Source organism: Actinoplanes sp. NPDC051475 (assembly GCF_040689425.1).
GTDB lineage: Bacteria > Actinomycetota > Actinomycetes > Mycobacteriales > Micromonosporaceae > Actinoplanes.
In genome coordinates this window covers 161,744-177,136 of record NZ_JBFAZZ010000007.1, presented here as the reverse complement: position 1 = coordinate 177,136, position 15,393 = coordinate 161,744, and the positions used below count along the sequence as shown (strand labels likewise).

General features: G+C 71.1%; 22 protein-coding genes. 13 read left to right on the top strand and 9 right to left on the bottom strand.

Annotated elements, in window-relative coordinates; all coding sequences use genetic code 11:
• Positions 1–16 precede the first annotated feature (16 nt).
• The 7 genes from AB0368_RS16710 to AB0368_RS16680 all read left to right on the top strand — a co-directional run bounded on the left by AB0368_RS16710 (position 17) and on the right by AB0368_RS16680 (position 3,342).
• Complete coding sequence (locus AB0368_RS16710) at positions 17–292, top strand: isoamylase early set domain-containing protein (RefSeq protein WP_366154762.1); 276 nt, start codon at positions 17–19, stop codon at positions 290–292.
• 72 nt (positions 293–364) lie between these two features.
• On the top strand, positions 365–970 hold the full coding sequence (locus tag AB0368_RS16705; RefSeq protein ID WP_366154761.1) for an NAD(P)H-dependent oxidoreductase: 606 nt from the start codon (positions 365–367) through the stop codon (positions 968–970).
• Positions 971–1,001: 31 nt separating this feature from the next.
• Positions 1,002–1,208 (top strand): DUF397 domain-containing protein, encoded by a 207-nt coding sequence (locus AB0368_RS16700; protein ID WP_366154760.1) that lies wholly within the window; start codon positions 1,002–1,004, stop codon positions 1,206–1,208.
• A gap of 74 nt (positions 1,209–1,282) precedes the next feature.
• Complete coding sequence (locus tag AB0368_RS16695; RefSeq protein ID WP_366154759.1) at positions 1,283–1,531, top strand: hypothetical protein; 249 nt, start codon at positions 1,283–1,285, stop codon at positions 1,529–1,531.
• 72 nt (positions 1,532–1,603) lie between these two features.
• Complete coding sequence (locus AB0368_RS16690; RefSeq protein ID WP_366154758.1) at positions 1,604–2,401, top strand: thymidylate synthase; 798 nt, start codon at positions 1,604–1,606, stop codon at positions 2,399–2,401.
• On the top strand, positions 2,398–2,877 hold the full coding sequence (locus AB0368_RS16685; RefSeq protein ID WP_366154757.1) for a dihydrofolate reductase: 480 nt from the start codon (positions 2,398–2,400) through the stop codon (positions 2,875–2,877). The genes AB0368_RS16690 and AB0368_RS16685 overlap by 4 nt, the downstream gene beginning before the upstream one ends.
• A gap of 48 nt (positions 2,878–2,925) precedes the next feature.
• Positions 2,926–3,342 (top strand): hypothetical protein, encoded by a 417-nt coding sequence (locus tag AB0368_RS16680; RefSeq protein WP_366154756.1) that lies wholly within the window; start codon positions 2,926–2,928, stop codon positions 3,340–3,342.
• Positions 3,343–3,362: 20 nt separating this feature from the next.
• Here the strand turns inward: AB0368_RS16680 and msrB are convergent, their stop codons facing one another.
• The gene (gene msrB, locus AB0368_RS16675; protein WP_366154755.1) at positions 3,363–3,770 is read right to left on the bottom strand and encodes a peptide-methionine (R)-S-oxide reductase MsrB; all 408 of its coding nucleotides are present in this window, start codon (positions 3,768–3,770) and stop codon (positions 3,363–3,365) included.
• A 69-nt stretch (positions 3,771–3,839) separates the two neighbouring features.
• On the opposite strand from msrB, the gene AB0368_RS16670 reads away from it, so the two are divergent.
• From AB0368_RS16670 to AB0368_RS16655, 4 genes are all read left to right on the top strand, one after another.
• Positions 3,840–4,328: a PH domain-containing protein gene (locus AB0368_RS16670; RefSeq protein WP_366154753.1), complete on the top strand. Its 489-nt coding sequence runs from the start codon at positions 3,840–3,842 to the stop codon at positions 4,326–4,328.
• Between the two features lie 94 nt (positions 4,329–4,422).
• Positions 4,423–4,941: an LPXTG cell wall anchor domain-containing protein gene (locus tag AB0368_RS16665; RefSeq protein ID WP_366154752.1), complete on the top strand. Its 519-nt coding sequence runs from the start codon at positions 4,423–4,425 to the stop codon at positions 4,939–4,941.
• A gap of 78 nt (positions 4,942–5,019) precedes the next feature.
• Positions 5,020–6,051, top strand: coding sequence for a non-homologous end-joining DNA ligase (gene ligD / locus AB0368_RS16660; protein WP_366154751.1), 1,032 nt, complete (start codon positions 5,020–5,022; stop codon positions 6,049–6,051).
• 4 nt (positions 6,052–6,055) lie between these two features.
• Positions 6,056–6,799, top strand: coding sequence for a 2-phosphosulfolactate phosphatase (locus AB0368_RS16655; RefSeq protein ID WP_366154750.1), 744 nt, complete (start codon positions 6,056–6,058; stop codon positions 6,797–6,799).
• On the opposite strand, the gene AB0368_RS16650 is transcribed toward AB0368_RS16655, so the two are convergent.
• On the bottom strand, positions 6,783–7,247 hold the full coding sequence (locus AB0368_RS16650; protein WP_366154749.1) for a GNAT family N-acetyltransferase: 465 nt from the start codon (positions 7,245–7,247) through the stop codon (positions 6,783–6,785). The two genes, AB0368_RS16655 and AB0368_RS16650, sit on opposite strands and share 17 nt — an antisense overlap.
• 65 nt (positions 7,248–7,312) lie before the next feature.
• Here AB0368_RS16650 and AB0368_RS16645 point away from each other — a divergent pair, with 65 nt between their 5' ends.
• A complete protein-coding gene (locus AB0368_RS16645; protein WP_366154748.1) occupies positions 7,313–7,765 on the top strand; it encodes a potassium channel family protein in 453 nt (150 codons plus the stop codon).
• Here the strand turns inward: AB0368_RS16645 and AB0368_RS16640 are convergent.
• Both AB0368_RS16640 and AB0368_RS16635 read right to left on the bottom strand, forming a co-directional pair.
• A complete protein-coding gene (locus AB0368_RS16640) occupies positions 7,719–9,293 on the bottom strand; it encodes an alpha/beta hydrolase (RefSeq protein WP_366154747.1) in 1,575 nt (524 codons plus the stop codon). The genes AB0368_RS16645 and AB0368_RS16640 overlap by 47 nt on opposite strands.
• 66 nt (positions 9,294–9,359) lie before the next feature.
• Positions 9,360–10,427 (bottom strand): ATP-dependent DNA ligase, encoded by a 1,068-nt coding sequence (locus tag AB0368_RS16635; RefSeq protein ID WP_366154746.1) that lies wholly within the window; start codon positions 10,425–10,427, stop codon positions 9,360–9,362.
• 80 nt (positions 10,428–10,507) lie between these two features.
• On the opposite strand from AB0368_RS16635, the gene AB0368_RS16630 reads away from it, so the two are divergent.
• A complete protein-coding gene (locus AB0368_RS16630) occupies positions 10,508–11,458 on the top strand; it encodes an SDR family NAD(P)-dependent oxidoreductase (protein WP_366154745.1) in 951 nt (316 codons plus the stop codon).
• A 21-nt stretch (positions 11,459–11,479) separates the two neighbouring features.
• Here AB0368_RS16630 and AB0368_RS16625 read toward each other — a convergent pair whose 3' ends face one another.
• Genes AB0368_RS16625 through AB0368_RS16605 form a run of 5 tightly spaced genes read right to left on the bottom strand, consistent with a single transcriptional unit; the run spans position 11,480 to position 15,298 of the window.
• On the bottom strand, positions 11,480–11,857 hold the full coding sequence (locus tag AB0368_RS16625) for a DUF3037 domain-containing protein (RefSeq protein ID WP_366154744.1): 378 nt from the start codon (positions 11,855–11,857) through the stop codon (positions 11,480–11,482).
• Entirely contained in the window at positions 11,854–12,600 is a 747-nt protein-coding gene (locus tag AB0368_RS16620) for a HipA family kinase (RefSeq protein WP_366154743.1), read from the bottom strand. Before AB0368_RS16620 ends, AB0368_RS16625 begins: the two co-directional genes overlap by 4 nt.
• A 9-nt stretch (positions 12,601–12,609) precedes the next feature.
• Complete coding sequence (locus AB0368_RS16615) at positions 12,610–13,161, bottom strand: hypothetical protein (protein WP_366154742.1); 552 nt, start codon at positions 13,159–13,161, stop codon at positions 12,610–12,612.
• A gap of 38 nt (positions 13,162–13,199) precedes the next feature.
• A complete protein-coding gene (gene dgt / locus AB0368_RS16610; protein WP_366154741.1) occupies positions 13,200–14,684 on the bottom strand; it encodes a dGTP triphosphohydrolase in 1,485 nt (494 codons plus the stop codon).
• Between the two features lie 35 nt (positions 14,685–14,719).
• Positions 14,720–15,298 carry a hypothetical protein gene (locus AB0368_RS16605; protein ID WP_366154740.1) on the bottom strand — a complete coding sequence of 193 codons (579 nt, stop codon included), beginning with the start codon at positions 15,296–15,298 and terminating at the stop codon, positions 14,720–14,722.
• Positions 15,299–15,393 lie beyond the last annotated feature (95 nt).

Below are 15,393 nucleotides of genomic sequence, written 5' to 3'. Positions count from 1 at the left end.
CATTGGGGGAGTGCGGATGATCAAGCGGAGCAAGCTGTTCGGCAACAAGACCCGGGTGACGTTCTGCCTGCCCAAGGACGCCCCGCAGGGCGATGTCAGCGTGGTCGGCACGTTCAACGACTGGACTCCGGGCGAGCACGAGCTGAAGGCACGGCGGGACGGCACGCGCACCGTGACGCTGAGCCTCGATCCCGGCCACTACCGCTTCCGCTACCTCGCCAGCGACGGCGTCTGGCTCGACGACGAGCACGCGGACGCGGTCGGCCCGAACGGCAGCGAGCTCGTTCTCTGACGTTTCGTCCCCCGGTCGAGGGGAACCTCCTACGGTTAGTTGACGTTGCAAACAACTTCCGAGGGGGCCCTTGTGGCTAACGTGAACCTTGCAGTCATCTACTACTCGGCCACCGGCACCATTCACGGCATGGCCGAGCGGCTGCAGCAGGCGGGCGAGAAGGCGGGCGCCGAGGTGCGCCTGCGCCAGGTGGCGGAGCTGGCGCCGCAGGAGGCGATCGCCTCGAATGCGGCGTGGAGCCAGCACTTCGACCGGACCAAGGATGAGCCCAAGGCCACCGCGGACGACGTGGTGTGGGCCGACGCGGTGCTGTTCGGCAGCCCGACGCGCTACGGCAACATCGCGAGCCAGCTCAAGCAGTTCATCGACACGCTCGGCCCGCAGTGGCAGCAGGGTCTGCTCGCGGACAAGGCGTACGCCGGCTTCACCGCGTCGATGACGGCGCACGGCGGTCAGGAGTCGACGCTGCTGGCGCTCTACAACACCATCCACCACTTCGGCGGCCTGGTGGTGGCGCCGGGTTACACGGACCCGCTGAAGTTCGCCGACGGCAACCCGTACGGCGTCTCGCACGTCACCGGCGGAACGAACGACGCGCCGCTGACCGAGGTGCAGTACGCGGCCCTCGACCACCTGGCCCAGCGAGTCGTCCGGATCGCCGAGAAGCTCAAGAGCTGATCTCCCGCGGCGGCGTGGCACACTGTCCGCCGTGGCCGAGAAGTTTCAGCTGGATCTGAGCGCCGCGCAATGGCGCCGCAGTGCAACGTCCGATGACGCGGCGGTCGAGGTCGCGCTCCTGGACAATGGGGTGGCGGTCCGTGACTCACGCCGCCCGGACGGGGATGTCCTGTTCTTCACGCCCTCGGAATGGGACGCGTTCGTCGGCGGTGCCAAGGACGGGGAGTTCGACCTGTAGCGGGTCAAGCCGGGCATCGCCCGCTTTTGCGGATATCAACCCGAAGAACGTTCATTTCTCGTTACTGTGCGGACATGACCAATCAAGAGCGCTCTGAACTGCTGAAAAAGGTGGAGCGGTACGAGAATGCCTTCACGGAGCTCAAGGCCGCACACGAAGACGTCAAGGACGTCCTCATCGAGACCATCCTGTTCGACCGCTGGCAGCAGCTCGGCACCCAGCTGGGTTTCAAGGCCCAGAAGCCGAAGGACGACGAGCCGAACCGCGACCTCGCGCAGCTGAACCAGCAGATCTCCGCGATGAGCGAGTCCTGGTCCCATTGACGGGCGCGACGTGTTCCACCTCGCCCGGGGCGGTCGCCGTCCCGGGCGGCGGAACGCGTTACGGTGGCGGCCATGGTCGACACCCAGTACGAAGAGCTGCTGCGCCGGGTCCTCGAGTCCGGCGTCCCCAAGGCGGACCGCACCGGCACCGGCACGGTCAGCCTCTTCGGTGAGCGGCTGCGCTACGACCTGTCGCGCGGCTTCCCGCTGATCACGACCAAGCGGGTGCACTTCAAGTCGGTGGCGGTCGAACTCCTCTGGTTCCTGCGCGGCGACAGCAACACCAGCTGGCTGCGCGACCACGGCGTCACCATCTGGGACGAGTGGGCCGACGAGAACGGCGACCTCGGACCGGTCTACGGCAAGCAGTGGCGGTCCTGGCCGACCCCGGACGGCGGCCACACCGACCAGATCGCCGACCTCCTGGCCACGCTGCGCCGGGACCCCGACTCGCGCCGGATGATCGTCTCGGCGTGGAACGTGGGCCAGCTGCCCGAGATGGCCCTCGCGCCCTGCCACGCGATGTTCCAGTTCTACGTCGCGGACGGCCGGCTCTCCTGCCAGCTCTACCAGCGCAGCGCCGACATGTTCCTCGGCGTACCGTTCAACATCGCGAGCTACGCCCTGCTGACGCACATGATCGCGGCGCAGGTCGGCCTCGAGCCCGGCGACTTCATCTGGGTCGGCGGCGACTGCCACGTCTACTCCAACCACGTGGACCAGGTACGCGAACAGCTGTCCCGGGAAGCCTTCGAGTTCCCGACGCTCGAGCTGGCCCCGGCGCCGACGCTCTTCGACTACCGCTACGAGGACTTCACCCTGGCCGGCTACCGGCACCACCCCGCCCTCAAGGCGCCGGTGGCGGTGTGACGATCCACATGATCTGGGCCGAGGCCCGGGACGGGGTCATCGGCGCCGACGGCGGGATCCCCTGGCGGGTGCCGGGGGAGCAGAAGATCTTCAAGGACCGCACGATGGGCTCCACCGTCGTGATGGGCCGGTCCACCTGGGACTCGCTGCCGGAGCGGGTCCGGCCGCTGCCCGGACGCACGAATGTGGTGCTGACCCGGCAGCCCGGCTGGTCCGCCGTGGGTGCGACCGTCGTCTCGTCGGTCGAGGAGCTGCTCGAGGGCCACGACGACTTCTGGGTGATCGGCGGCCAGTCGGTCTACACCGCTCTCGTGCCCCACGCCGGCCACATCGTCCGGACCCGGATCGACCTCGAGGTCGCGGGCGACACCTTCGCACCTCCGCTGGGCCCGCAGTGGCGGGTCACCGCGGCCGGCGACTGGCAGACCGCGGACAACGGCGTGCGCTACCTGGTGGAAGACCTGGAGCCGAGCTAGGTACTCGCACTCATCCCCGGGCGCCGGCGCGCGATTACGTTCGACCGCATGAGATCGATATTCCGCAAGCGTCCCCTGCTCGGCGCTCTGGTGCTGGCCGGTGCGACCGCGCTCAACTGGTTCGCCTGGCTCGGACACGACACCCGGTACCAGATCGACCCGGTCACCCAGGTCGCGTCGGGTCCCTACACGGTGCCGCAGGTCGCCGGCTGCGTGCTGACCATGGTCGTGCTGCTGGTGCTCGCCGTGCTGGCCGGCGTGCCTCGGTGGTTCGCGGCGGCCGCCATGACAGTCTCCTTCACCGTCGCCTGGACCGCGCAGGCGGCCTCCGTCGACGACACCGGTCTCTACATGGTCGGCGCGATGATGGTGGCGGTCGGCATGACCGTCGGCACGGTGGTCGTGGCCGCGGTGACCGGCGCCCTGCTCCACCCGCGCGGGCGCCAGCCGGCAGCGCGCGGCTGACGGTCGGCGGCCGCCCGGCGTCAGGCCTTGGGGTCCAGCCGGATCGACAGGCTGTTCACGCAGTGCCGGGTGTTCTTGTCGGTCATCATCTCGCCGCGGAAGACGTGGCCCAGGTGGCTGTCGCAGCGGGCGCAGCGGATCTCCGTACGGACCATGCCGTGGGAGCGGTCGTCGATCTCCTTGACGGCTCCGGGGATGGCGTCGTCGAACGACGGCCAGCCGCAGTGGGAGTCGAACTTGGTGTCGCTGGGGTAGAGCTCGGCACCGCAGGCGCGGCACTGGTACATGCCGTCGGTCTTGGTGTTCACGTACTCGCCCGACCAGGCCGCCTCGGTGCCGGCCTGGCGCAGGACCCGGAACTCGTCCGGGCTGAGGCGGACCCGCCACTCGTCCTCGGTGGTGGGAAGGGTGGTCTCGTCAGTTGCCATGCCCCCACCGTACGTCGCGGCGCACCGGCAGTGCGGCCTCCGGGCGTACCCCCGGCCGTTGAGGGGTGCATGGAAGCTGCGCGATTCCGGCCCACCTGGCAGCAGGCCCTCGGCCGTGGTCTCTATCTCGGCGTGCTGGCCGCCGTGGTGGGGATCGCCGCCGGGCTGTTCGCCACCGTCGTCTCCCTGACCTTGATCGAGGCCACGGCGCCGCCGTCGTGGGTGTGGCCGGTGCTGGCGTTCGGGCCACCCGTGGTGGGCGCGCTGGCCGCGGTGCTGCTGCGGCGGCGGGTCCGGACCGAGATCGGCGCCGACGGGATCCGTACGGTCACCCCGTTCGGGGTCGGCGTGCAGCCGTGGAGCCGGGTCGTGGATCTGCGTGCCGAGCGGCGGGGTGCCCGCACGGTGGTCTCCGTGTACCTCGAGTCCGGGGCGAGTGTGCAGCTCCAGGCGCCGTACAGCGGGGAGTTGTTCGCGGCGGACCCGCGGTTCGAGATGAAGGTCTTCGCGCTGTCGCATCTGTGGCGCAGCCACCGGATCGGGGGAGTCCCGTCTTAGCGAACGAAGGGGGGCGTTGCGTGCAAAAGGTGCAGAAGGCGCTAAACTCCCAGCGGACCAAGACGGACACACAGCAACAGAACGGATGCTCCTCATGAGTTTGACGCGCCGACTGGCCGCCGTACTGCCCGCGGCCGGCGTCACCGTACTCGCCGCCCTGGCGCTGAGCGGGGCGCCCGCCGCGGCGACGGGTGACGAGGCCGCGGCCCGTGCCCAGTACCCCGCCGTGATGACCACGCCGTGCTCGGAGGGGCAGCGCGACGAGGACTGCACCGACGGGTACGGCGCCACGCCGGGCGCGACCGCCGCCACCACCGCTCCGACCCGGGGCCACGGCGGTTACGGCGGGGAGAGCCCGACCACGTCCCCGAGCCCCTCGCGGACCACCGCCACCCCGACCGCCAGCGTCGACACCGTCCCGCCGGGCGGGGAGCTGCCGGCGACCTCGCCGACCCCCTCGCCCAGCGAGAGCACCCCGGGCGGCGGCGTCAGCGCGGGCGGCACCCTGCCCGTGACCGGCGCGCCGATGGGCCTCACGATCGGCTTCGGGGCGCTGCTGGTCGCTGCCGGCGCCGGTGCCGTCTTCTACACCCGGCGCCGTCGCAACGCCTGACCGTCCGGCTTCGCCACACGGCCGTCCCCTCCGCGGAGGGGACGGCCGTCGCCGTTCAAAAGGCCATAGAGTCTTGGCATGGCAGCTTCCAGGACGCCCGCCGAGGAGATCGAGGTCGCGGGTCATACGGTACGGCTGAGCAGCCCCGACAAGGTGTGCTTCCCCGACCGCGGTTACACCAAGCGGGACGTCTTCGAGTACTACCTCGCGGTCGGCGACGGCATCACGCGCGCCCTGCGCAACCGGCCGACCACCCTGCAGCGCTTCCCCGACGGCATCGAAGGGGAAGCCTTCTATCAGAAGCGCATCCCCACCCGCGGTGTCCCGCCGTGGGTGCAGACCGCGACGATCAGCTTCCCCAGCGGCCGGACGGCCGAGGAACTCTGCCCCGCCGACCTCGCCCACGTGGCCTGGGCCGCGCAGATGGGCACGATCGTGTTCCACCCGTGGCCGGTGCGCGGCGACGCCCCCGACAACCCCGACGAGCTGCGCATCGACTTCGACCCGCAGCCCGGCCTGACCTTCGGTGACGTGGTGGCCGCGGCCGGCGTGGCCCACGAGGTGCTCGACGAGCTGGGCTGGGCCGCGTACCCGAAGACCTCCGGCGGCCGGGGCGTGCACGTCTACGTCCGGATCCAGCCGAAGTGGTCGTTCGTCCAGGTACGCCGGGCGGCGATCGCCCTGGCCCGGGAGATCGAGCGGCGCAGCCCCGACCGCATCACGACCTCGTGGTGGAAGGAGCAGCGCGGCGACAAGGTGTTCATCGACTACAACCAGATGGCCCGGGACCGGACGATCGCCTGCGCGTACTCACTGCGCGCCAACGCGCGGGCGACAGTCTCGACCCCGGTCACGTGGGCGGAGCTGACCGAGGTGGAGCCGGACGACTTCGACCTGCGGACGGTTCCGGCGCGGATCGCCGAGGCCGGTGACGCGCACGCGGGCATCGACGACGTGGCCCACGACATCACGCCGCTGCTGGAGTGGTCGGAACGCGACGAGAAGGCGGGCGCCGGGGACCTGCCGTATCCCCCGGACCACCCGAAGATGCCGGGCGAGCCGAAACGGGTGCAGCCCTCGAAGGACCGGGACCTGAAGAACAAGAACTGACGCCTTGCACTCGCAACGCTCGTACCGGCTCCGATTCGACTGGGGGCTGGCCGGAGCCCGGGCCGTCGGGGAGGACGCCGACGTGGTGGTCGTCGTGGACGTGTTGTCGTTCACGACCACTCTCAGCGTCGCCGTGGAGGCCGGCGCGGAGGTCCTGCCGTACCGCTGGAACGATGAGACGGCCGCCCGTCATGCGGCCGAGCGGCACGCTGTCCTCGCGGTCGGCCGTTCGGTGGCCGGGCCGGGCGACCTCAGCCTGTCCCCGGCGACCATCCGCGCGAACCCTGTGCCGCGCATCCTGCTGCCCTCGCCGAACGGGTCCACGATCTCCCTGTTGACCGGCGAGCGTGGGGCGACGGTCGTGGGCGCGGCCTTACGCAACTTCTCCGCCGTGGCGCAGTGGATCGCGCATTCGCCGGGAGGGACCGTGGCGGTCATCGCCGCGGGTGAGAAGTGGGGCGACGGCAGCCTGCGACCGGCTGTCGAGGATCTGTGGGGCGCGGGCGCTGTCATCCACGGTCTGCAGGCCGCCGGCCTGCGGGACGCCTCGCCGGAGGCCGAAGCCTCGGCGGCCGCCTTCGCCGCGGTGGAGAAGGAGCTGCCGGCGAGGCTCCGTGCGTGCGCGAGCGGCAGGGAACTCATCGAGAAGGGTTTCGGGGAGGACGTGGAGATAGCCGCCGAGATCGACCGCTGCCGGAGCGTCCCCGTCCTCTCGGGCGACAGGTTCCTGGTCAGAGGGCGATCTTGAAACCCTCGTGGCTGGCCTCGAAGCCCAGGGACGCATAGAAGCGGTGCGCGTCCGCGCGGCGCTTGTCCGTGGTCAGCTGGGCCAGGCGGCAGCCGCGCGCCCGGGCGCGGTCGAGGGACCACGCCATCATCTGCCGGCCCAGGCCGCGCCCGCGCTGGTCGCGGCGGATGCGGACAGCCTCGATGGTCATCCGCTCGGTGCCGCGGCGGCTCAGCGACGGGGTGAAGGTGAGCTGGCAGGTGCCGACGACCTCGCCGCCGGCGTCGGCCACGATCAGCTCGTTGCGCGGATCGGCGTCGATCGCTTCGAACGCCGACCAGTACGCGGCGTCCACCGACTCGGGCGTCGGGGACGACTCCCGGGAGCGGGAGATCTCGTCGTCGGTGAGAAGTTCCAGGATCGCGGGTACGTCGGCGCGGGACGCGGTACGGAAGATCAAGTCGGCCACGTGGTCATGGTGACACGCCCGTCGGGCTGAGCCCCACCGTGGCGGGTCCGGGGCACGATGACGCCATGCGGTTACTGCTCCTGCCGTTTCGGCAGATCTATCGGGGAATGGTCTGGCTCGCCAACTCGCCGCGGGCGCTGGCTTCGTCGTACCTGGTCCTGATCCTCGTCTGCGCCGTGCTCTTCACGTTCTTCGAGGGGAAGTCGTTCGGCGAGGCGCTGTGGTGGGCCGTGGTCACCGCATCGACCGTCGGGTACGGCGACATCTCACCGGAGTCGTGGCAGGGCCGGTTGATGGGGGCCCTGCTGATGTCGTTGATGGTGCTCATCGTCGTCCCGCTGATCACGGCGCACTTCGCCAGCAAGCTCATCGTCGACCAGGACGCGTTCAAGCACGACGAGCAGGAGGAGCTGAAGAACAACCTGCGGCAGGTCCGCCGGCTCCTCGAGGAACTCGCGGAGCGCGAGGGCGTCAGCGTGCCGGACAGCGCAGCCCCTTCTGCGGCACCTGCAGATTGATTAGGTACTGGTCCACGGCGCTGACGATGCAGGTCGTGCTCGGGTAGGCGGTGTGGCCCTCGCCCTCCCAGGTGAGGACCTGCCCGGTGCCCAGCATGCCGGCCAGCTCCGCGGTGTTCTCGTACGGCGTCGCGGGGTCGCCGGTCGTGCCGACCACCACGATCGGCGGGGCACCCTTGGCGGGCCCGGCCGGATAAGGATCCTTCTTGCCGGGCCAGAAGGCGCACGGCAGCATGCCCATCGCCAGCGTCGAGCCGAACAGCGGGTACTTGGCTCGCCACTCGCCCTGCAGCTGGCGGATGCGCTCGGCCGTCGGGGCCTGGCCGGAGTCGGCGCAGTTCACGGCCAGGTTGGCGTCGAAGAGGTTGGAGTAGCTGCCGTCCTGCTTGCGGTCCGCGTACTGGTCCGCGAGATCGAAGACGGCCTCCGCGTTGCCTGCCTGGAGCTTGTCGACGGCCTTGGCGAGCTGCTGCCATCCGGATTCGGTGTAGAGCGACGAGATGACCGCCACGAGGATCCAGCCGGCGGTGGCATCGCGGCCGTCGTTGCCCTTGACCGGGGAGACCTCGGCCTTGGCCAGCGCGTCGGTCACCGCCTTGCGGGCGTCCGGGGCGATCGGGCACTTCGCCGCGGTGGCGCGGCACCAGTTCGAGAAGTTGGTGAAGGCCCGCTCGAAGCCCTTGGCCTGCGACTCCGAGCCGGCGATGAAGTCCTGCGTGGGGTCGATCGCGCCGTCGAGCACCAGGGCCCGGATCTTGTCGGGGAACAACTGCGCGTACGTGGCGCCGAGCAGTGTGCCGTACGAGAAGCCGAGGTAGGTCGTCTTCGCGTCGCCGACCGCGATGCGCAGCGCGTCCATGTCCTTGGCCGCCTGCTCGGTGCTGAAGGTGCCGAGCTGGTCGCCGTACTTCTGGCCGCAGCCCTCGGCGACCCGCTTGCTGATCGCCACGACCTGCTGGAACTCGGCGTCGGAGCGCGGATCCGGCTGCGCGGCGAACGTGGCGTCCTGGTCGGCGTCGCTGATGCACTTGACCGGGCTGGACCGCCCGACGCCGCGCGGGTCGAAGCCGATGACGTCGAACTTGTCGGTGACCTCGCTGGGCAGGCCGCCGAGCGCCTGGCCGAAGGAGAGGTAGACGGCGGTGTCGATGCCGGAGGCGCCGGGGCCGCCCGGGTTGACGAGCAGGGAGCCGATCCGGTCCCGCTGGGTTTTCGAGCGGACCCGGATCATCGCCACGTCGTAGGTGCCACCGCTCTGGGGTGCGTTCCAGTCGCGCGGCACGGCGACCGAGGCGCAGTCGTACGTCATGCCCTGCGCGCCGCGGCCGACCAGGTCCTGCGGCACCTCGGGGCACGGCAGCCACTGCGCCAGCGTGCCGGGGACCGCGGGCGGCGCCTTGCCGGCGTGGCTGGTCTTCGGCGCGGCACCGTCGGAATCCTCGGGGGCGAAGACCGGCAGTGTGCAGCCCGCGGTCGCGACGACCGCGGCGGCCAGGGCGGCCAGGACCAGACGAGGGGTACGCGGCACGATGCGCGGCCTTTCTTCAGCGGCGGTTTCCCGCACGAGGCTACGCGCTGCCCCCAGCGGATTCGCTCAGCGGCTCGTCAGCACGTCCGCCAGGTTGAACCGCACCGGGCGCTCGAGCTGCTCGTACGTGCAGGAGCGCGGCTCGCGGTCGGGCCGCCACCGCTCGAACTGGGCGGTGTGCCGGAACCGGATCCCCTCCATGTAGTCGTAGCGGACCTCGACCACCCGCTCCGGGCGCAGCGGCACGAACGAGAGGTCCTTGCCGTTGTTCCAGCGGCTCACCTCGTTCTTGCGGGGCGTCCGCTCGCCGGACTCGTGCGCCGCCCAGTTCCACGGGTGGCCCTCGAACGTGGTGACCAGGTGCTGCATCTCCACGAAGAGCTCCTCACGTACGGCCATGGGGAAGGAGCCGATGACTCCGACCGACACCAGCACGTCCCGCTCGTCGAAGAGGCCGAGCAGCAGCGAGCCGATCCGGTTGTCCCCGGACTTGTGCAGCCGGTATCCGGCGACGACGCAGTCCGCCGTACGTTTGTGCTTGATCTTGGTCATGACCCGCTTGTCCGGCTCGTAGCCCAGGTCCTTGCCCTTGGCGATGAGCCCGTCGAGCCCGGCGCCCTCGAACTCGGCGAACCAGCGCCGCGCGGTCTCGAGGTCGTCGGTGGCCGGGGTGACGTAGACCGGCGGTTTCGCGGCGGCCAGGCATTCCTCGAGCCGGGCCCGCCGCTCCGCGAAGGGCCGCGTGGACAGGTCCTCGTCGCCGAGCGCCAGCAGGTCGAAGGCGACGAACCCGGCCGGCGTCTGCTCGGAGAGCAGCTTGACCCGGCTCGCCGCGGGGTGGATGCGCTGCTGGAGGGCCTCGAAGTCGAGGGTGTTGCGGGCGGTGTCGGCGACGATGATCTCGCCGTCGATCACCGACCGCTCCGGGAAGTTCGCCAGGACCGCCTCGACCACCTCGGGGAAGTAGCGGGTCATCGGCTTCTCGTTCCGGCTGCCGATCTCGACCTCGTCGCCGTCGCGGAAGATGATCGAGCGGAAGCCGTCCCACTTCGGCTCGTAGAGCTGCCCCGGCGGGATCTCGGCGACCGGCTTCGCGAGCATCGGCTTCACGGGCGGGTTGATCGGCAGGTCCATGCCGCCAGTCTCCCCGCTCGCGCCGGAAAAGAAAGCCTCACGTGCCGATACGCGGCCCCGGCGCGGGGTATCGCTGTGCCATGAGCTCTCGTGTGGTCGTCCTGACCGGTGCGTCGAGCGGGATCGGGAGGGCCGCCGCGCTGGCCTTCGCGGCCCGTGGCGACATGCTCGTCCTCGCCGCCCGCGGCCTGGCCGACCTGGAGAAGGTCGCCGTGGACTGCGACGGCGACGTGCTCGTCGTGCCGGTCGACGTCGGCGTCCGGACCGAGGTCGACGGGCTGGCCCAGGCGGCGGTCGAGCGCTTCGGGCGCATCGACGTGTGGGCCGACACGGCGGCGGTGATGGCGTACGGGCGCTTCGAGGATCTGCCGCCGCACGTCTTCGACAAGGTGGTCACCACGGACCTGCTCGGGCCGGCCAACGTGGCGCGGGCCGCGCTGCGCGTGTTCCGGGCGCAGGGGCACGGGACGCTCATCCTGTGCAGCTCGCTCGTCGGGCACATCACGGCGCCGAACATGTCCGCGTACTCGACGGCCAAGTGGGGTCTGCGCGCGCTCACCCGGACGCTGCGGCAGGAGACCCGGGACGCCTCGGACATCCACATCTGCGAGCTGGTGCCGGGCAGCGTCGACACGCCCATCTACACGAGTGCCGCCAACTACGCGGGGTTCGTCGGCCGGCCGCCGCCCCCGGTCGACAGCGCCGAGCGGATGGGCGCCGCCATCGTGCGCCTCGCCGACCGGCCGCGGCGGGAGCTGTCCGTCGGGGCGACGAACCGCTTCATCGCGTTCGGCTTCAGCACGGTGCCGCCGGTCTACGACGCCCTCGTCGGCCCGCTCATGGGCCGGCTCGGCCTGTCCCGGTCGCAGCCCGCGCCGCCGGACGACGGCAACGTCTTCGCCAGCCGACCGCGGACCGAGGGCGGCACCCGGCGTCTCGGCCGGGTGGCGGTGGGCGCCGTGGCGGCGGGAGCATTGGCGCTGACCGGTGCCGCCGCGCTGGCCCTGCAGCGCGGCCTGCGGCGGCGCTGAGGCTTCACTCGTCCCTTGGGGCTAATGCACCAGGAGGGCGACGAGCCGGTCGAGTTCGGCGTCCGGGTCCTCGGCCAGTCCCATGTGGACCGGCCCGGCGCGCAGGATGGTGCTGCGGGGCGCCACCATCCAGCGGAAACGCTCGCCCTGCTTCATCTCACGGGCCGCGCCCCCGTCCGCACCGCCCGCGCAGGTGATCTCCCAGGACTTGAGTGCGGCCCGGATGTCGTCCAGGTCCGCGTTCGGGTCCAGGGTGAGGAGGCGTTGCTCGTGCAGGTGCGTACGGGCGCTGAGGAAGTCGAGCCGCTGGCAGTAGAGCACCACCCCGACGTTGATGACCTCGCCGCGCTCGACCCGGGGAACGGCCTGGATGATCGCGTACTCGTAAGGGACTTTCATGCCGGGACCCACGCTTCCGGGCGGCCCGCGCGGGCGAGCAGATGGTCCCGGTACGCCGCGCGGGCCTCGTCCGCGGTGTCGAAGTCGAACTCGGCCAGCCACTCGCCGGGCACGAGGGCCAGCACCTCGTCGAGCAGCTCGCCGGTGAGCTGGGGCACCAGGTCGGCGGCCGCGGCGGCGAGACCCGTCGCGTACGGCTTGAGCACGTGGTCGTCCCACTTGTACGGGCGATGCACCACGGCCCCGGCCCGCGGCCAGTTGTGGTGGAAGTACAGGGTCGCGCCGTGGTCGATGAGCCACAGGTCGCCGTGCCAGATGAGCAGGTTGGGGTTGCGCCAGCTGCGGTCCACGTTCTCCACGAACGCGTCGAAGACGAGCAGCCGCGAGGCCAGGTCCGCCTCGACCGGGTGGGCGACCGGGTCGTACCCGAGCGCTCCCGGCAGATAGTCCATGCCGAGGTTGGCGCCGGCGCTGGCCTTGATCAGCTCCTGCACCTCCTCGTCGGGCTCGGCCCGGGCCACGACCGGGTCAAGCTCCACGACGACGAGCTCCGGCACGGGCAGGCCCAAGCGCCGGGCCAGCTCGCCGGAGACGACCTCGGCGACCAGCGCCTTGGGGCCTTGACCCGCGCCGCGGAACTTCACCACGTACGTGCCGAGGTTGCCCGCCTCGACGATGCCGGGCAGCGAGCCGCCCTCCCGCAGGGGGGTGACGTAACGGACGGCGGTGACCTCGGGCAGCACGCGCCTACCCTAGTTCGTGTCGGGTCCCCGCCTGCGGAGGTCCTCGACCCGGGTCATGGCGTCGCGCAGCTCGGTGAGCCATTCGTCGGTGTGCTCGCCGACCAGGCGGACGCACCAGGCGAGCGCCTCGGACCGGCTGCGGGCCACGCCGGCGTCCACGAGCGTGTCGAGCACCTGCCGCTCGGGCTGGCGCAGCCGGGTCATCACCGGCGCGGACAGGTGGGTGAAGAGTTCCTGGGTGTCGCCGCAGCGCAGGCCCCAGCTCACCTTGCGCTGGTAGCGGTGCTCGACCTGGCGGGCGACCTTGATCCGGTCGTCGCGGGTGTCCTCGCGGAACTGATGGATCCGCCCGGCCTGCGCGGCGGTGCGGTCGGCCTCGATGGCGTCGGCGCCCAGCTCGGGGGCGGGGACGCGGCCCCAGATGATGATCTCGTCGCGGTCGATCACGACGTGGGGCGGCTCGGTGAACCACCCGTCGGGCGCCGCGCCGGTGATCCAGGCGGCGGCGTCGTCGGCGGGTGGCGGTTCTGTCCGGCTACCGGACGAGGGACGGTAACGCATGATTACATGCTTACACCGTTGCGAGCATTACGCCAGGCCTAGAGAACAAACGCATCGGTCCAGAGCTGACGGGTACGGCCGGAGAGCGCCTCCATGAGGGCCACGGCCTGGCTGTCGGTCAGGGCCGCCACGAAGTCGATCACCGCACGGCCCCGGGCCCGGGGCAGCGCGTCCGGAGTGCCGTCGGGCAGCTCCAGCTCGGCCAGCTCGACCAGGTCCCGCAGCCGGCGCGGGAGCCGCTCGGCCTCGTCCGGGTCTTCGAGCCAGGCCAGCAACGCCTCCACCAGCGAGCCCAGCAGCCGGGCCTGGCCGCGCTGGTGCAGCGCCAGATCCGGGCGGCCCAGCACGAACCGGTTCTGTACGAACTTGAGAACCTGCACCTCGTGCCATTGCGCGGGGGCCAGCAGCACGTGCCCCGAGCGGACGGCGGGCGTCTCGGTCACCTCGATCGACTCGACCAGCCGCTTGGTCCACGTCGCGGAGAACGCGGCCACCTGCGCCTCCGCCTCGAGCGAGCCGTCGAAGGGGACGCTGAGCAGGCCGTCGACCAGCTCGGCGCGGACCTGCTCGACCGCGGCGTCGAAGGCGTCGTCGTCGGCGACCCAGCCGTCCTTGCGGTGCAGCTGCCGGCGCAGCGCCTCGATCGAGCTGCCCGGGCGGCGCGCGATCAGGTCGGCGTCCGGTGCCTCACTGAAGTCCGTGCGCTGCCACGCCATCAGCTCCGCCGCCACCGCGCCCTGCTGCAGGACGCCGACGCGGTGCACGTCCTCCAGGTCGTGGATCGCGTACGCGATGTCGTCGGCCGTGTCCATCACCGAGGCCTCGGGCGTCTGCTGCCAGTCGGCGACCCGCCCGGCGAAGGGCAGGCGTGCCTGGAGCATGTCCTCGACCTCGGTCGAATATGCGCCGAACTTGAGCGAACCGCCGTCCGGATCGTCCGGGGGAGCCGCGGCGCCCCGCGGCGGCGGGTCGAGAAGACGAGGATGCGGCGACGGATGCGTACGCCGGGTCCACGGATACTTCAGGATCGCGGCGCGGGTGGCGGCCGTCAGGTTCAGGCCGATCGTCGCCTGGCCGCGGATCTCCGTGCTGGTCACGATCCGGTACGACTGGGCGTTGCCCTCGAAGCCGTCGCGCAGGTGCAGCCGCCCCCGGGCCAGGTTGTCGAGCACGCGCTCGCCGAGGTGCCCGAACGGCGGGTGCCCGAGGTCGTGCGCCAGCGCCGCCGCCTCCACCACGTCCGGGTCGCAGCCGCCGAGCTTCTCGAGCGTGTCGGCGTACTGGCGCAGCAGCCGTTCGGCGATGGCCCGGCCGACCGAGGCGACCTTGAGGCTGTGGGTCAGCCGGTTGTGCACCAGCAGGCCGCCCCCGCCGGGGCTGATCACCTGGGTGACGCCGCCCAGCCGGGCGAAGAACGGCGAGCTGACGATCCGGTCCCGGTCCACGCGGAACGGGCTGGCCGCCAGGTCGCCGGGGGCGACGAGGCCGTCGCCGAAAAGCCGCCGAGCGCGAAGATCCTCCATGCGCCCGACGCTATTACATCGGCGACGGCGATCCGTCAGCGCGCCTGCAGCGCGTCGAGGGCCACGGACATCGCCGCGACCAGGCGGCGGTCGAGCTGCGGGTCGTGGATGGTCACGACGTACCGGTCGCGCAGGCCCCACTTCTTGACCACGGAGAACGCCGGGCGGTCGCCCAGCACGAACTCGAAGTGGTACGGCAGCCAGGACAGCGAGTCCACGACCCGGCGCAGGATCGCGACCACCACGTTCGTCTCTCGGCCGATCATCTCGCCGTGGCCGGGTTGCTCGAGGTGCCACGTCGAGCGCAGCAGCGATTCCTTCCAGTTCTTGCGGAACAGGCCGATGGGGGTGCCCGCGGCGTCCGTCACGTCGTACGTGGCGCCGAGGTCGATCACCTGACGCGCCTTGAACCCGAGGACGGGGGTCGTCTTGGTGTCGTCGGAGTAGAGGGTCACCTGCTCCTTGAACGCCATCCGCTTCTGCTGGGCGAAGGCGAGGATGCCCGCTTCCGACCCGTCCGGAGCGACCGCATGGATCTCGTACTGATTGACCATGAGACGCACGCGCTGACGCACTATGAGCTGGTGCTGGCTTTGGAGAGTGTCGACTGTCACGGCGGCAGTGTGACACAGCACCACATCTTGAGGAGATCCACAGCACACGGTGGCGGCCGACGGCCACAGCCGGTCAGACTTGGCAGTCGGGACGG

Excerpts from the sequence above, each read along its gene's own strand:
- AB0368_RS16710 (WP_366154762.1), top strand. The coding sequence starts at position 17 with ATGATCAAGCGGAGCAAGCTGTTCGGCAACAAGACCCGGGTGACGTTC.
- AB0368_RS16695 (WP_366154759.1), top strand. The coding sequence starts at position 1,283 with ATGACCAATCAAGAGCGCTCTGAACTGCTGAAAAAGGTGGAGCGGTAC.
- AB0368_RS16690 (WP_366154758.1), top strand. The coding sequence starts at position 1,604 with ATGGTCGACACCCAGTACGAAGAGCTGCTGCGCCGGGTCCTCGAGTCC.
- AB0368_RS16680 (WP_366154756.1), top strand. The coding sequence starts at position 2,926 with ATGAGATCGATATTCCGCAAGCGTCCCCTGCTCGGCGCTCTGGTGCTG.
- msrB (WP_366154755.1), bottom strand. The coding sequence starts at position 3,770 with ATGGCAACTGACGAGACCACCCTTCCCACCACCGAGGACGAGTGGCGG.
- AB0368_RS16670 (WP_366154753.1), top strand. The coding sequence starts at position 3,840 with ATGGAAGCTGCGCGATTCCGGCCCACCTGGCAGCAGGCCCTCGGCCGT.
- AB0368_RS16665 (WP_366154752.1), top strand. The coding sequence starts at position 4,423 with ATGAGTTTGACGCGCCGACTGGCCGCCGTACTGCCCGCGGCCGGCGTC.
- ligD (WP_366154751.1), top strand. The coding sequence starts at position 5,020 with ATGGCAGCTTCCAGGACGCCCGCCGAGGAGATCGAGGTCGCGGGTCAT.
- AB0368_RS16645 (WP_366154748.1), top strand. The coding sequence starts at position 7,313 with ATGCGGTTACTGCTCCTGCCGTTTCGGCAGATCTATCGGGGAATGGTC.
- AB0368_RS16635 (WP_366154746.1), bottom strand. The coding sequence starts at position 10,427 with ATGGACCTGCCGATCAACCCGCCCGTGAAGCCGATGCTCGCGAAGCCG.
- AB0368_RS16630 (WP_366154745.1), top strand. The coding sequence starts at position 10,508 with ATGAGCTCTCGTGTGGTCGTCCTGACCGGTGCGTCGAGCGGGATCGGG.
- AB0368_RS16625 (WP_366154744.1), bottom strand. The coding sequence starts at position 11,857 with ATGAAAGTCCCTTACGAGTACGCGATCATCCAGGCCGTTCCCCGGGTC.
- AB0368_RS16615 (WP_366154742.1), bottom strand. The coding sequence starts at position 13,161 with ATGCGTTACCGTCCCTCGTCCGGTAGCCGGACAGAACCGCCACCCGCC.
- dgt (WP_366154741.1), bottom strand. The coding sequence starts at position 14,684 with ATGGAGGATCTTCGCGCTCGGCGGCTTTTCGGCGACGGCCTCGTCGCC.